We start from the raw sequence: 14,536 nt of genomic DNA, 5'->3' as shown, positions 1-14,536 counted from the left end.
CGACCTCCCGTCTCGGACTCACTTCGCACGAGGATGACCGAGGACCAAAGAGCGATCGCGGCGGCCATGCGTCCCGTCACGCTTCCCGACGGCAGAACACTCCGCGTACTCGACTGCGGAGAGGGGGACGCCGTTGTACTCCTGCCCATGGTCACCGAACTGAACTTCGTCTACGCACCTCAAATCGCAGAGTTCCAGCGCGACCACCGCGTCGTGCTCCATGAACCGCTGCTCAGCACGAACACGCGAGTCGGCATCAAGGACAGGGCCCACGAGGTCCGCTGCCTGCTTTCCGCCCTCGGAATCAGCCGCGCGCACTTCGTCGTGTGGGGCGACACGGGTGCGGCAGCCTATTATCTGGCCAAGCATCACCCCGAGTTGTGTCGCTCGATGGTCTTCGTCGGGCTGGCCGATCGTTACCGGTTCCCGCAACCCTACGGCTTCTGGCTGAAGATGCTGGAACACCTTCCCATCGAGCGAGTGGTGTCATCGCGTGTGTTTGCGACACTCCTTGGGCGCTTCGTCGGAGGGACCCAGATCAAACCGGAGTGGATCGTCCAGGAGGCGCTGGTCGTCCTTCGGTTGACGGCGCTGTTCAAGCACAGCATTCTTCCCAACCTGACCGAGCATCGCCCGACTCCGGGCGAGGTTCACGTGCCGAGCCTCGTCATCTCCGGCGACAACGACCACATTGTCTCGGTCGCCCAGGCCCGCCGCATGGCCGCGCTGCTTCCCAACGCGGGTGCAGCGGTCATCAAGCCAGGTGGTGAGCACTTCATCACCTACGTAGACGACTCATTCGTCAACGAGATCGTTCGCCGCTTCATCTCAAGCGTGGAGTAGCTGATGAGACCATGGCGAACGTAAGGAGACCCGCGGTTCCGGACGCGCAAGCCGCCGACCCCACCGCACCCGTCGGCGGACTCCACCCGCTCACCGTTCTCTGCATCGGTGTACTGGTCACCGCGCTCGCCCTTCCGGAGTCATGGCAAGGCTGGCCCTACGCGCCGTTTCCTGTCTTTCACGCGTGCCTCGCCATTGCCGTCCCGCTTTGGTTCCGGGTTCGCCCCACCGGTCGACCCTGGCCTGAGATTCGGGCGCACCTTCCGAAGCAGGGCCGGCCGTTTGCTGCCGCCATCGCGTTCATCGGCGGCTTCATCCTTCTCTACAGCCTCGCTATGACCGTCCTCGGCAAGACGCGGGATCCCGCATGGAACCTGCTTGCGACCTATGGGAAGTTCGCGGATCTGTACGCCGCGCGCTATGGAAGCTGGTGCGCGCTGATCATCGCGTACGTCTTCCTGGGACTGTGGCCCATGTTCGGAGAGGAACTCTTCTACCGGGGATTCCTCCAAGGCTCGCTGTTGGGGCGCTACTCGCTGCCGATCGCTTCGGTCGTCACGTCCACCCTGTTCGGACTCCGCCACTCGGCCCAACTGGTCTACCTTTTGCCTGCATACCCCTATGTGGCCGGCGCAGCATATTTTGTATGGGCTTTCGGCGTGAGCATGATCTGGTGCTGGGTGCACGCACGGACGGGCTCTCTGTGGCTCTGCATGGCGACACACGGGGTGAACATCGTCCTCGCCCCCATTGTCGTTGCCCTCGTGGTTAGGTAGGTCCGCTCGTGCCACGTCCCGCATCACCGCTGCGCGCATTCACTCTGCGCGGCGCACGCGCTGTTCATCGAGCCGGAGCCTGGGGGTTCGACCGTTCCGGTCCCCTTGCGCCACTCCTTGCCGAACTCGGCGCACCCCTGCATCGGTGGCTGTTTCCCCACTCGCTTCTGACGGATCCGGGGATCCCCGTCGAGGTCGACGGCTTTCGGCTCTACCACGAAGGGCGCCCCTCGTATCACCTGCAGATGCTGGCGATGGGGATGCACGACCGCGACGTCGCGGCACTCGTCCGGCACCTCGTCAGGCCGAACATGTCGGTCGTGGATGTCGGTGCGCACCTCGGCTACTTCACGCTGCTGTGCGCGCGCCTCGGCGGAGCGGCGAGCACGGTCTGGGCGTTCGAGCCGTCGTCGGCACTGCTCCCCATCCTGCGGAGAAACGTGGCGGAGAACGACGTCGGCGGCGAGATCCACGTGGTGCCGAGTGCCGTGGGAGATTCGGTCGGTGCAGCGACGCTGTTCGCGGGCGCGCCCGACAGCATGCTGTCCAGCATCCACCGGGCCGCGGCGGCCGGCGATGGTCCGGGGCCGGGGGAGACCGTTGCGTGCACCACCTTGGACGCATGGGCCGAACGGAGTCTGTGGCCCCGAGTGGATCTGGTCAAGATCGACATTGAAGGGCATGAAGTCGCGGCGTTGGCCGGTATGCGGGAGCTGAGCCGTCGAAATCCCGGTCTGGTTCTGATCATCGAGCTCAACGAGCGGACATTGGCCGCTGCAGGTGAGTCGATCGACTCGTTCTGGGCGGCCCTGGCATCATGCGGATTCGACGACGTCTCCCTGGCGGGGCCCCCTCCTCGACCGGTGACGTTCCCCCAGGACCGGGACGCCATCCGGCGGGAGATCCGTCGCCAGGGAAACGGGCGGGTCAATCTGATGTGCCTGCGGGGGCTGGGGTAGCCGGCCGGTGACCGGCTCGTCGGATCTCCGATCCGCTCCTCGCACTCGCGACCAGGAAAGCCCCTGCCAGGGACGCGAGCAGGAAACACGATTCGGCGTACCCGCGCACGACGGACAGCAGCCCGGCCGAGAGGAACACGAGACCCAGGCCCAGTTCACACCATGCGATCCGCGAGGCGGTTCCGACCCACTTCGCTTCGCTCTTCCGGATAATGCCCGACGACCCTTCCTTGGGGGTTCTCACGAACTCCGGCTCGTCTCGCTTGATCGTGTCCCGGAAGCCGGCCAGGATGGAGACCGATACGCCGATGGCGAGCGGCAGCGACAGTGGGAGACGCAGACACCGCCGCGCCCAGTCGGCGTAGAGAATTCTCTGCGAGATCGCGCATTCCTGCAGCGTCGGGAACAGTACGAGAAACGCGCTGAGACCGACTTGGGTGATCGCCCAGTACGGAGTGCGTGGGAGTTCGAGAACGACGTACGCACTGGAGAGCACTCCGGTCAGGACGAGTACCGGTGTACTCAGAACCAGGTGCAAGGAAGAAAGCTCAAGAAATCGTCGTCTCTTGCCCTGTGGCGGACTGAGCGCCTTCTTCCCGTAGTCGAGGAAGAGCCGGAATGCCGCGCGCGCCCAGCGGCGTTGCTGGTTTTTGTAGCTGAGGTAGGTGTCGGGAAGGTCGCTGCTGGCCAATGCCTCGTTGACGAAGACGACCGACCATCCCGCCAGCTGGGCACGGAAGCTGAGGTCGATGCCGTCGTCGGTGAACGGTGCTTCGCGCCACCCGCCGAGCTCTTCGATCGCGTGCTTCCGCCAGACCCCACTGGTCCCCAGATATATGGTGGACTCCCCCCTGGCCTGGCGGATCCCGCTCGAAAAGCAGAACAGGCTGTCGATGACCGCCGCTTGGAACAGCGTCAGAGTGGACGAAAGACCGTTGCGGTGCCGCCACCGCGTATGGACTGCAGCGACGCGAGCATCCTCGAACAGGGGCACGGTTTTGATGAGGAAGTCACGATCAGGTGTGAAGTCCGCGTCGAAAATCGCCACGAGGTCGCAATCGACCATCCGTGTACCGTGGTTGAGCGCCCCTGACTTGTACCCGTCGCGGTTCGTCCTGTGGACGTATTCGATCGGGACGGAGCCTCCGCGATGTGTGTCGACGACGGCCTTGGCCAGCGCGGCCTCTTCCCCTTCGGAGTCGTCCAGGACTTGCACCGCGAGTCGGCCATCCGCATAGTCGAGGTTCGTTACCGCCGTGAGGAGTCGGTCAAGAACTTTGTGCTCTCGATAAATGGGGAGTTGCACCACGACCGTCGGCCAGGAGTAACTGGTCGGCCGGGTGGGTTCGATGGCCTGCCCTCCGGCACCCTTCATCTGGGAATATGCATGAATGACCAGTATCCGCAGTTGAGCTATGGCGAAGAACGCCAGCATGGCGGAAAGGGCTATCACCAGCATGCCATCAGTCTAGCCCGAATTCCGTATAGCGGCTCGTCGGCTTGACTGACGCGACAGTGGTGCGTTCGGGTGATGAGCCGACGAGCTCCCGGTGGAGACAGGGGGGCAAAGCCGGGTTCTCACTCATCATGGTGACGTAATTGCTCGCAACCGTTTCGCTCCGCTTCTTTGTTCATGAACGGTCGAGGAGGCCGCCGCGTGAGGCGTCACTCACTTTTTGGTCGGCACCTCGAGGAAACCGGAGACGAAGCAGTCTTCGTCACCGGTGCATCCAGCGGGATCGGCAGGGCAATCGCTCTGGACCTCGCCGGGCGAAGTGTGACCGTATTCGCCGGTGTGCGCAGGGCCGGGGACGCGCCGAAGGGCGACGGACTGCCAGGTGCGGTGCACGAGATCCTCTTGGACGTCACCAGTGGCAGCCAGATCATGGAGGCGGCCGATTCGATCCGCCGGCTCCTGGGCCGGCGGCGCCTCCGCGGAGTGGTGAACAACGCCGGCGCCGCGACAGGCGGCCCCCTGGAATACGTGACCATCGATGAGATGAGACACCAGTTCGAGGTCAACGTCTTCGGCCAGCTGGCCGTGACTCAGGCGGTTCTTGACCTGATCCGCGATCACGGGGACGGACGCGTACTCTTCACGAGCTCTGTCGCAGGACACATCGCCGCACCCTGCTTCGGACCCTACGCCGCGTCGAAGCACGCACTGAACGGGATGGCGGAGTCGATGCGACGCGAGCTGCGGCCATGGAACATCCGCGTGTCCGTCCTCGTGCCCGGAGCGGTGGCGACCCCGATCTGGAGCAAGGCGGACCATTCCGTGCAGGGCTTGACGGACCGACTGCCGACGAGGGCGAAGGAGTTGTACGGCGGCACACTGGAGAACATGCGGCGATACGTGGCTTCCGCCGCGGCGGGACGGAGCCTCTCACCGTCGGTGGTCGCCCGTGCCGCCCGTCATGCGCTCTATGCGCGACATCCCAAGGCCGTCTATCTCATGGGCGCGGAGGCACGCGCGGGGGTGGCCCTGTCCACCGCTCTGCCCACACGTGTCTTCGACGCGCTGCTTGCCAGGCAGCTGAGCAGATCTCCGTCGAGATAGACCTTCAGTGAGGCAGGCCGGCCCACCTCAACAAGCCGCGGGCACGACCTCCCAGTCCGGCGTGTAGCCGCAGTGCCAATACAACACGGAACCTTTGCTGCGCCCCTGGGCTATACAGGACTCCATGACCGACCAGGTCTTGCCTCCGAATACCGGGTCGAGTTTCAGTCCTGTCTCGTCCTTCACGGATGTGCACAGCTCGACCAATTCGGTCGGGTAGCGTCCGAATTCGCGATAGATCCTGGTCGTCCTCAGGTCGATGCGTCCACTGGGCATCCGGTCGGACACCGACAAGTAGTGCTCGGTCCACCGGACGAGTCCGTGGATCCACCAGCGTGCCGGGCCCGGGTAAACCTGAACGCCGACGACATGGATCGGACGATGTCCTTGCAGGCGCAGGAGGTTCTCCGCCAGCACGAAACCCGCGAACGCCGTGCCCGACGCGGCCGTGATGAACACCGTCTGCAGCGGCGGCACCCCCATGGCCTCGACCTGACCCACCATTTCCAGGAAACCGCGCGCAGCAGCGATCACCGCTGCGGGATGTGCGAGGCTCGGCGGGGCGAAGAACGGCCGCCGTCCCGCTCTGCGGCTCCGGTGATAGGCACCGGCCAGCGCACCGGCCGCCTCGATGTGGCCCGGACCGATCAGACGCACGTTGCTTCCGAGGCCGCCGAACATCCTCCGTCGTTCACCGAGAGGAAGAGGCGGAACGTCAGCGACGACGATTTCACATGCGATGTCGAACCGTCGAAGTACCGGGAGGATGTCGTGTACGAGGTTGGTCACGTTGCCCACCGGGGTGACGAGGCTGCCGTACCCCTTCTCCAGCATGTGCCCGACCAGATGCTCGATCTTACGTGTCTTGACGCCTCCGCGGCCGTGACCGGAGAGGTCGTCACGCTTGACCAGGACATCCACCCCGTTTGATCGGGAGATTGCCGAGATAGGAGTCGGCCACTGTCCCAGAGGGACGAACGGGGCCTCCAGAATGCGCTGGATTCCGTTGTGGTCGTGCATACCGGGTCCCTCAACCTGCTGTCACGGCCGGTCCGGGCACGGGATGGAGAATCACAATGGGAAGCTCTCGGGCTGTGCGCTGCCGGTAATCCTCGTACCCGGGGAAAGCCTTGACGAACCGGAGCCACAGTTCCGCACGTTTCCGTTGGTCAGCCTGCTCGGCTTTGACATGGCAGGTGCGACCTCGGATCTCGACCGTCGCGAAGGGATCTTCTCCGAGGTTCAGCCACCAGCCCGGTGGCTGGTCCAGGCCCCCATGAGAGGCGATGACCGCGAGGTCTTCGCCGTCCTCGACAGCGAGGAGGGGAACCGTCCGCGGCTCGCCGGTCCTACGGCCCGTCGTCGTGATGATCACGATCTTGCCGTGCTTCAGACCCAGTCGTCCCAGCAGACCACCCGTTCGTCGATAGACGCCGAGATGCAGCACGCTCATGACGACGATGAATCTGCGGAGGGCAGGACTGGACCTCTGTCCGATCCGGAGCATGACCTCGCGCAGAAGGGCCACCCCGAGTCTGTGCATAGGGACTCCCAATGGCAGACGATCTCGTGTTCCAAGTTACGTCGGACTGCCTACGTCCGCATGACGGCGGATTGGTGCCTGCACAGCAGTCGTGAGCCATGGCATCCGAGAGCGTTCAACCGCCATTTCCGTCTGTGGGTGGTGTGGAGCGGATCCGCTTCTTCGCCCCGGCCTTCTTCTCCGCAATCACTCCGGGGCCAGCGGCCTTGCCTCCGGTGACCTTGGGGCTCCTGGCCCGCTCGACACCACCAGGTACCGCCGGCCTGCGGAAGCCGCCACAGGAACGTCCCCGGGCGCTTGCGGGGTTACTCGTCCGGGTCGGCGAAGGCGCTGGGTACGGTGGCAGCAGGCGCTGGGGATTTGTGCCGACGGGCGGCACCGGACCCTTGTGGTTGCCGCTGAACAGCAGCGGTCGGGGGCGCCCTCCGACTTTCGGCTGCGACCAGGTATGCGGGGCGGAGCAGGATGAGTAGGCGTACTCAGGTGACGGGCCCCGGCCGTTTCCATACTGGCTGCACAACGAACACAACGGAGCGGGGGACGTGGTGGAACGGCGCTGGTCGAAGGCTGAGATGTGGGTGCCCGGCGGATACCTGGTCCTGGTGCTCGGGATGCTGGTCTGGGTGGCAGTGGTCAGCCGGACCGGGGACATCGGGTTCGGCGCGATGTGGCCGGTTCTGGCCACGGCGCCGGTCAGCCTCCTGCTCCTGATCCCCTTCGGGCCCTCGCCGGCCGACGCCCTGGAATCGGCCCCGGTCGTGGAGCCGTACCACGGCGACCAGCCGCCCACCCCGCTGCCCGCGGAGTATCCGTCGGAGTCGGCCCCGCTCCCCGCTGACTGGGCACCGGACACCTCCCTCGCCGCACAGCCTGAAATCTGGACCGAATTCGGCTTCTACGCCGCGGTCCTGGTCGGCGCCCTGATCAACGCAACCGTGCTCTGGGCGCTGCTCCACCACTGGGCACGGCGACGCCGCAGCGCCGGCCTCTGAAGGGCAGCGAGTCGCATCGGCACGGCCCTCGCGAGAGCCGGCAGTTCGGTATCCGTCAGCCCCGGCGGGCGACCCGGGCGCGGCGTGCTTGCCGGCGAGGCAGGTCGAGGCCGGCGATGGTGAGGCCGTCGGGCGGAGGGGTGGCGCCATCGCCGAAGATTCGCGCAAAGGTGATTTTCAGGTAGCTGGCCTGTGGCCCGGCCCGCTCTCGGGTCTGAACGACCCCTGTGAATGATCCGTGGGGCGCAAGACTGCCCGGCCACCGGGTGTGGGCGGGGTCGTTCGACGGGGTGTAGATCTGCCCCTGGTCGTCCTTGGCGGTGATGCCGGAGAGGGGCAGCACCCGCTCCTGCGCGGAGCCGTTGGCGACTTGTACGTGCAGGCGGAGGGCGCCCTCCGGGGACTTCGTCACTTTCGTGACCGTGACGGTGAGGTCCCCGCCCTCGACCGACCAGCCGCCGGGGACGGGCGGCGTCGCCACGCCGTCCTCCCTGGACAGTGGGGGGCCGGAAGGGTCGTGTGTCCCGGCGGAGGTGGAGGCGGAGGTGGAGGTCGTCGGCGGGGAAACTCCGGGTTGGTCCCTGTCACCGTAGAGGATGACCGCGATGGTGACACCGAGAGCGAGCACGCCCACGATGCCGCTGATGCCGGTCCAGCCGGGGTGGCTCAGAAAGCGGCCCAGCGATCGACGGCGGGGCGGCTGGGGTTCGGCACGGTCGGTGGGCTGCATCGGTCACATCGTGGCGAGTCCGGGCAGAGGAGTCGACGACGTTGCGCCAGGGCGGCGTGTCGCTGAGGGGTGGTCGCCCTGCCTCGCAGCGTGCGTCCCAGCGCTGCTGATTCCCCGACAGGGGCTGCAGGTTGCTCCGCCAGGCGCCACTGCGCATGATCGACGGCATGGGTACGGAGACCGTGGTCGAGTGGACCTGGCGTATGCCGCTGGCTGCGCCGAACTCCTCGGTGAGGCGGCCACACCCCAGGAGGCCGCCGCTCTCGTCGTCGCGTACCTCCCCAGTGACTGCGGCACCGCCGTGGCGGGTCCGTGGCCGGAGTGGAGCGATAGTCCGCACCGGACGGAAATGCGACGGCAGAACACCCTCTCAGGCGTTGACCGGGTTCGTGCTGCGCAGGGCGGGGTGGGTAGTCGGTGGGGACGGGTCGGTGCGGTGAAGGTCGTGCCACGGGGCGAGTCGTCCTGGCCGGCGGGACGCGGTGCAGCGCCACCACCCCCTCCCGGATGGTTCCGGGAGGGGGTGGGGTGAATCCGCCGGGCGCGGCGGCCGTTACTGACCGCCGCCGCCGCTGGCGGCGAGCTGCTGCTCCAGCTTGCGGACTCGCTTGACCACACCTGGTTTGACCCGGCGGCTGTCCAGGGTCCGGGCGAGACCGCTCACCAGCCGCGTGGCGGGCTCGCCTTCGCCCTGTTGGTCGAGCGACCGGGCGATGTGCTCGATGTTGCGGGTCAGACGGATGTGGCCGAACGTCTCGGCGGCGGCGTTCAAGTCCCCGTACGCCTGCTCGGCGTGCTGCCAACCCGACGCGGTGTCGGACGTCGTGAGCTCCAGGCGCGGACCCGTGCCGTCGCCACCACCCTGCATGACCTTGCCCGGGACGGTCTCCGCCAGCGCCAGGCAGGCTGCGGCGTGTTTGGCGACGCCCTCGTCGGGGATCCGTTCCACGACCTCGCGCAGTACGTCGTTGGCTTCGTGCAGCACCCGGCTTCCGCCCAGCGCCAGCACGCGTCCCACGGTGTCCGTGCAGACGTCGTCCGCCAGCCGCTCCTGCTCACGGCTGGCCGGACGCTCCACGCGGAGCATGAGCGGCGCGGCCATGACCTGCCCGGCCGTGGCACCCGCCACGGAGGTCGCTGTACCGCCGACGGCCGTACGCAGCGCTGCGTACACGCGGTACGTACCGGGCTCGGCGATCTGCCAGCCGCCCAGCCCGGAGCTGAGCACGATCTGCCCGTAGAGTGCCTCGCCGGGCTGCAGCACCACGGGTTCGGGGCGCATGCAGTACCGCAGATACGGCCGGTGCATCCGGGCCTCGGTCTCGCCCTCACGCTGGATGACGATGCCGAGGTCGTCGCCCATCAGCTTGTTGCGGTCGACCATCACCGGGTCGGTGGAGGTGTTGGCCAGCTTCAGCTCACCGATCACCGGCTCGAGCATGCCGTAGCGGTACGCGCCCTGGTGGTCGGGGTTGCGGCTGACGCGGAGCGAGAGCGCCAGCGTGCCGGGGGCGGAGTAGTGACGGACCTGCTCGAAGGCGTGGTGGTCGAACCAGGGGATGTTGCCCATCTGCACGAACCGCTCGGGTGCGTGCCGCAGGAAGCGCAGCTCGTTCTCCGAGAAGAAGTACCGGAAGTCACGGAAGAACGCCTGCTCCCCGCCGTTGACCAGGAACGGATAGTTCATGAAGCTCCGGGACTCGGGCTCGTCGACGAGCGGGATCCACGAAGGCTGCGCCGACTTGTCCCAGGCGTGTGCGAGGTTGAAGCAGTGCCCGATCTCGTGCACGGCCGTCCAGAAGCGCATCCGGCGGGCGAACGCGTCCGGCGCGGGGTCGTTCGGCGGGCGCTCGGAGATGAACGAGTCGGAGAAGATCGCGCAGCCCTGCCGCTGGGCGGTGCCGATGTCGTCGAACATGATGCCGCCGAGCGTTCGTCCCCGGTCGTGCAGGCCCGCGAACAGGGTCCACACCTGCCACTGGGCGACACCCTGCCCACCGGGCCCCGGCCTCCACTCGGACCAGTGCTGTTGCATCGCGTCGTGCATCTCGATGTCGGACCACTTGTCGTCGACGGAGGCCGAGCGCGGGATCACGTTGCTGCCGCGGGTGCGGGTGACCTTGATCCCCTGGCGGGCGTAGGCGTCCTCCACCGTGAGGGTGATGTCGGGGAGGCCGGCGGGCCGCACGGGGTGGTCGTGCAGTGCGTACGCATCCGTCTGATCTGCCCCCTCGACGCGGTCGAACTCGATCCCGACCTCACGGAACGCCGACCGCGCGAAGGTGTAGCCGAGGACCAGGTCGGCTGCGCCCGGTCGGCTGAAGGTCACCACCGCGGCGAGCGGCTGCAGCGGTGGGCGGCCGGTGAGCTGCACGCGGATCTTGGTGGCGGGGCGCAGAGAGACATTGCCGTCCCGGTAGCTGATCGGGCCGGTGTACGAGCCGTCCGGCTGCTTGGTCACTTTGGCGATCCAGGTGAGACCGCCGGTGATGAGCCGCCAGATGCGGCCCGAAACGGTCATCGTGGGGGCCGGCCCGTCCACGTCCACACGGAGTTCCTCGAACAGGCCGAGGGCGGCGCCGGGCGGGATCGTCTCGGCCGGCGGCTGACCGGTCTGGGGCTGCTCGGCCGCGATCGCGTTCTCGTCGGGAAGGGAGCCCGCCCGCATTGCGGCACCGGTCGGCCGCAGCTCGGGCGCGACCATGCCGGGCATCGTCATCACGTTCTGGACGACCTGCCCGCCGTCGTGGTCGGGGGTGGGAACCATGGGCAGGTCGGTGCGGATGTACACGCCGCTGCGCTGGACCAGGAGGGCCGCGGCCGGCGCTGCCGGCTGGTTGCCGGCCGCCGTGTCCCAGCGGTCCTGGACATGCTCGGCGTACGGGCCCGAGCCGTTCCCGTCTCGTGCCCGGCCGTCACCGGCAACGCGGGTGATCTCCTCGACGACGGCGCGGACGAGCTCATCGAGCCCACTCGGCGGACGGTGCTTCTGCGTGGTCATGCCGGCCTCTCCTCAGCCCGGGCTCCGTCGCCCGTGCGTGGTGGTGCAGCGGAAGGGGTGGGTGTCCGGCTGCTTCCGGGCGTGGCACGCTGGCGTGTGGCGCGCGGGCTTGTGGCCTGTCGACATGCTCTGCCACATCAGTGCAGGGCGCTGCGACGGTTGGGACACCTGAGCGCGATGCGGATGGCTGCCACGGCTGCCACGGCTGCCGAACCGGCCGGGAGCGTGCGCTCCGTCCGGTTGTGCCGCCGAGCGCACACCCCTGCCCTTGGAAGGCCGGTCCCCTCAAGTGGAAGTGCAACCACCCTGGCTCGCAATCCGACCGCGTCCGATCGAGCCCGTCCGTGGAGCGCCTCGCCCGGCGGGGTGCCGGTTACGCGAAACGGGGGAGGTCCCCGCTCGCGCGGACGGTGAGGCCGCCGTCGGCGTCGAGGTCGACCAGCACCGCCTTGGTGACGGTCGTGTCGATCTCCACACTCTGGTGTGGCCCTCCCTGGACCGAGACCTCCACCGTGACCGCGCCGTCCCGTACCGGAACCTCGAGGGAGCGGGCCAGGCCGATCTGCCGTCTGGTGTGCACCGAGGGGTCGTCCAGGACGACGGTTCCGTCCACGGAGACCACGACGTGCTCGCCCCGGAAGTCCTCCTGCAGCGCGATCTGAAGCACGCTCATGGCATCCGCCTCACTTCGTCGGCCCGCGACAGGCTTCTGACGCCCTGACGATACGGCGGCCGGCCTCCCACGGCCTCCCGCGGCCTTCCGACGCCGCGTTACTGAAGGCGCTGGTCAGTGTGGTGGCGTCGGCCGGATCCGCGAGCAGACGTGAGCCGGCGTGGTGGGCCACCCGCTGCCCGTCGGCGCTGACGACGAGCTGCGAAAAACTTGTTGGCCGGGATGGCCGGGCGATGCCACAGTCTGGCTGTGACCATGATCAAAGACTGTTCCGGAACTGTTTCGTTGGCCGACGGCCTCGCCCTGCGACCGGCGGGGCCCGCAGATCTTGACCAGATCGGCGCGCTCCTGTCCGAGCGCGGTGAGCCGGACGACGCCATCGACCACCGGCTGGTGGTCACCGACCCCGACGCGGGCTTGTCCGCCTGTGCCGTGGTCGTCGACGGCGACCGGGTCGTGTCCACCGCGACGCTCCTCGACGAGGAGGTGCGCATCGGAGGCGTTCGCCTGCCCGCCGGTCAGGTGGAACTGGTCGCCACCGACAGTGAGTACGAGGGACGGGGGCTCGTAAGGGCGCTGATGCACTGGGCTCACGAGCGTTCTGCCGCCCGTGGCCACGTCGTCCAGGCGATGATCGGAATCCCGTACTTCTACCGGCTGTTCGGCTATGAGTACGCCATCGACATACCGCAGGCGCTGAACGTGAACGCCTTGCCGCCCGGCGACGGAACGGGCACGCTCCGTGCCGCCCGGCCCTCCGACATCCCTTCCATGGCTGCCCTGCAGGCTTCGGCCCAGAGCGGATTCGATGTGACCATGCCGCACTCGGCGGCGTGCTGGCGATGGCTCCTGGACCACGAGTCGAGCAACCTCTGGGTTCTCGAGCATGCCGACACCGTCATTGCCGCCGCGCGCACCACGCCTCCCGGCGAGGAGATGCTCCTGGCCGAGGCCGCGGCCCGCGACGAGGCGGCGGCACGGGACCTCCTGAGCGGCGTTGCCGCCCTGGCGCCCGGCGGCCGGATACAGGTCGTCCATCGGGCGGGCACCGTGACGGGCAACGCGTGGCAGGAGTTTATCGACCACGAACCGCGACGGAATGCAGAGCAGTACTACATCCGCATACCGGATGTCGCAGCGCTGCTCGACAGGCTCCGTCCGCTGTTCTGGCAGCGTCTTACCGCGGCCGGGATCGACCGCGCCGGCCGAGACATCGTCATCTCCACCTTCGGCGCCCACTACCGGATTCCCGTTCTCGCCAACGGGCTCGGTGAGGTCGTCACCGGCGGCCCGATACAGTCGCCAGGAGCTGTGGGAGGCGCCGGTGTGGCGCCCGACCATCTGGCCGCCCTGCTGTTCGGCCCGCACGGGATCGAGGGGCTGACCCGGATCCGCCCCGACGTCTACGCCGCGGACGAGGAGCTGTTCCAGGTGCTCTTCCCTCCGCTCACTGCCGATGTACTCAGCTACTACCTCCCGTACTGAACGTTGTTGCAGAAGCGGGGTGGGGACGGGCCTGCGCCGCTCGCTGCGAGCGGACTGCCGCGGGGTGCGCGCCCTCGCCCCCGCCCGGCCGGGTGGCCGGTGGTGGACGGCGCCGTGGACGACCGTCACCGCGCGGCGGTGGCGGACGCCGAATACCCCGCCTGAATCGGCCGGGGTCAGGTCACGGAGCGGTGCCTGCCCGGCGTATGGCCGAAGACGTTGCGGAACGCGTCGATGAACGCCCCGGGCGTGGACCAGCCGCACCGATGGGCCACGGCCGTCACGGTCTGCCCCTCCGCCAGCAGGATCAGGGCCTGGTGCAGGCGCAGTTGGGTGCGCCACTGCGAGAAGGGCATGCCCATGTCGGAGGCGAACAGGCGGGTCAGGGTCCGCGCGCTCGCCCCGACCTCCCGCCCCAGCGCGTCCAGGGTTCGGCTGTCGGCGGGGTCGGCGGTCAGGATCTCGCAGAGCCGGCGCAGCCGCGGCTCGGTCGGGGAGGCCAGGTGCAGGGGTTGCTCCGGTGAGAGGACCAGCCGATCGAGGAGGACGCCGAGCAGGCGCCGACGCTCGGGTCCCCGTGATTCCGGTTCCCGCGTGTAGGCCAGGATCAACTCCCGCAGCAGGCCGTCCACGTTGAGGACCATGGGCCGGTCCGATGGCAGTACCGTGCGGGAGGCCGGGAGACCGATCAGGTGCAGGTCGATCGTGCCGTGCGCGCGGTGCGCGTGGACCGTGTCGGCCGGCACCCAGATGGCCCGGTTGGCGGGAGCCACCCATGTGCCGAGTCCGGTGGTCACGGTGAGGACGCCCCGGGCCGCGTAGACGATCTGGTGGTCGTCGTGCCGGTGCGGGTCGATGTCCGCTCCGGAGGCCATCCACTGGACCCGGGTCGGGGCGATCGGCTCATGGCGGATTTCACGCATTGATTGGCACTTTATCGGAAGTGCGACATGGCGTGGGGTTGTGACGATGGC

General features: G+C 67.9%; 14 protein-coding genes. 7 read left to right on the top strand and 7 right to left on the bottom strand.

The features are described 5' to 3' along the window. Positions 1-147: 147 nt before the first annotated feature. From ACWGE1_RS02580 to ACWGE1_RS02570, 3 genes are all read left to right on the top strand, one after another. Positions 148-843 (top strand): alpha/beta fold hydrolase, encoded by a 696-nt coding sequence (locus ACWGE1_RS02580; protein WP_453418724.1) that lies wholly within the window; start codon positions 148-150, stop codon positions 841-843. A gap of 11 nt (positions 844-854) precedes the next feature. Next, positions 855-1,619 (top strand): CPBP family intramembrane glutamic endopeptidase, encoded by a 765-nt coding sequence (locus ACWGE1_RS02575; RefSeq protein WP_453418723.1) that lies wholly within the window; start codon positions 855-857, stop codon positions 1,617-1,619. 245 nt (positions 1,620-1,864) lie between these two features. After that, positions 1,865-2,578: an FkbM family methyltransferase gene (locus tag ACWGE1_RS02570; protein ID WP_453418722.1), complete on the top strand. Its 714-nt coding sequence runs from the start codon at positions 1,865-1,867 to the stop codon at positions 2,576-2,578. On the opposite strand, the gene ACWGE1_RS02565 is transcribed toward ACWGE1_RS02570, so the two are convergent. Continuing rightward, the gene (locus tag ACWGE1_RS02565) at positions 2,547-4,037 is read right to left on the bottom strand and encodes a glycosyltransferase (protein ID WP_453418721.1); all 1,491 of its coding nucleotides are present in this window, start codon (positions 4,035-4,037) and stop codon (positions 2,547-2,549) included. The two genes, ACWGE1_RS02570 and ACWGE1_RS02565, sit on opposite strands and share 32 nt — an antisense overlap. Before the next feature lie 198 nt (positions 4,038-4,235). Between ACWGE1_RS02565 and ACWGE1_RS02560 the strand changes: the two genes are divergently transcribed. After that, positions 4,236-5,138, top strand: coding sequence for an SDR family NAD(P)-dependent oxidoreductase (locus tag ACWGE1_RS02560; RefSeq protein WP_453418720.1), 903 nt, complete (start codon positions 4,236-4,238; stop codon positions 5,136-5,138). A 27-nt stretch (positions 5,139-5,165) separates the two neighbouring features. Here the strand turns inward: ACWGE1_RS02560 and ACWGE1_RS02555 are convergent, their stop codons facing one another. Both ACWGE1_RS02555 and ACWGE1_RS02550 read right to left on the bottom strand, forming a co-directional pair. Further along, positions 5,166-6,158 (bottom strand): pyridoxal-phosphate dependent enzyme, encoded by a 993-nt coding sequence (locus ACWGE1_RS02555; RefSeq protein WP_453418719.1) that lies wholly within the window; start codon positions 6,156-6,158, stop codon positions 5,166-5,168. A gap of 10 nt (positions 6,159-6,168) precedes the next feature. Further along, on the bottom strand, positions 6,169-6,591 hold the full coding sequence (locus ACWGE1_RS02550) for a nitroreductase/quinone reductase family protein (RefSeq protein ID WP_453418718.1): 423 nt from the start codon (positions 6,589-6,591) through the stop codon (positions 6,169-6,171). A 632-nt stretch (positions 6,592-7,223) separates the two neighbouring features. Here ACWGE1_RS02550 and ACWGE1_RS02545 point away from each other — a divergent pair. Beyond that, positions 7,224-7,673, top strand: a complete 450-nt coding sequence (locus ACWGE1_RS02545; protein WP_453418717.1) for an SCO4225 family membrane protein — start codon at positions 7,224-7,226, stop codon at positions 7,671-7,673. A 55-nt stretch (positions 7,674-7,728) separates the two neighbouring features. Here the strand turns inward: ACWGE1_RS02545 and ACWGE1_RS02540 are convergent, their stop codons facing one another. Further along, the gene (locus tag ACWGE1_RS02540; protein ID WP_453418783.1) at positions 7,729-8,403 is read right to left on the bottom strand and encodes a hypothetical protein; all 675 of its coding nucleotides are present in this window, start codon (positions 8,401-8,403) and stop codon (positions 7,729-7,731) included. On the opposite strand from ACWGE1_RS02540, the gene ACWGE1_RS02535 reads away from it, so the two are divergent. Then, a complete protein-coding gene (locus ACWGE1_RS02535; RefSeq protein ID WP_453418780.1) occupies positions 8,309-8,935 on the top strand; it encodes a DUF6193 family natural product biosynthesis protein in 627 nt (208 codons plus the stop codon). The genes ACWGE1_RS02540 and ACWGE1_RS02535 overlap by 95 nt on opposite strands. A gap of 21 nt (positions 8,936-8,956) precedes the next feature. Here the strand turns inward: ACWGE1_RS02535 and ACWGE1_RS02530 are convergent, their stop codons facing one another. After that, a complete protein-coding gene (locus ACWGE1_RS02530; protein ID WP_453418716.1) occupies positions 8,957-11,404 on the bottom strand; it encodes a hypothetical protein in 2,448 nt (815 codons plus the stop codon). Positions 11,405-11,777: 373 nt separating this feature from the next. Next, complete coding sequence (locus tag ACWGE1_RS02525; RefSeq protein ID WP_453418715.1) at positions 11,778-12,077, bottom strand: hypothetical protein; 300 nt, start codon at positions 12,075-12,077, stop codon at positions 11,778-11,780. A gap of 255 nt (positions 12,078-12,332) precedes the next feature. Here ACWGE1_RS02525 and ACWGE1_RS02520 point away from each other — a divergent pair, with 255 nt between their 5' ends. Next, positions 12,333-13,562, top strand: a complete 1,230-nt coding sequence (locus ACWGE1_RS02520) for a GNAT family N-acetyltransferase (protein WP_453418779.1) — start codon at positions 12,333-12,335, stop codon at positions 13,560-13,562. A gap of 176 nt (positions 13,563-13,738) precedes the next feature. Here the strand turns inward: ACWGE1_RS02520 and ACWGE1_RS02515 are convergent, their stop codons facing one another. Further along, on the bottom strand, positions 13,739-14,485 hold the full coding sequence (locus ACWGE1_RS02515) for an AraC family transcriptional regulator (protein ID WP_453418714.1): 747 nt from the start codon (positions 14,483-14,485) through the stop codon (positions 13,739-13,741). Positions 14,486-14,536 lie beyond the last annotated feature (51 nt).

This window comes from Streptomyces sp. NPDC054932 (assembly GCF_053610205.1).
This window is presented reverse-complemented; position numbering and strand designations above follow the sequence as displayed.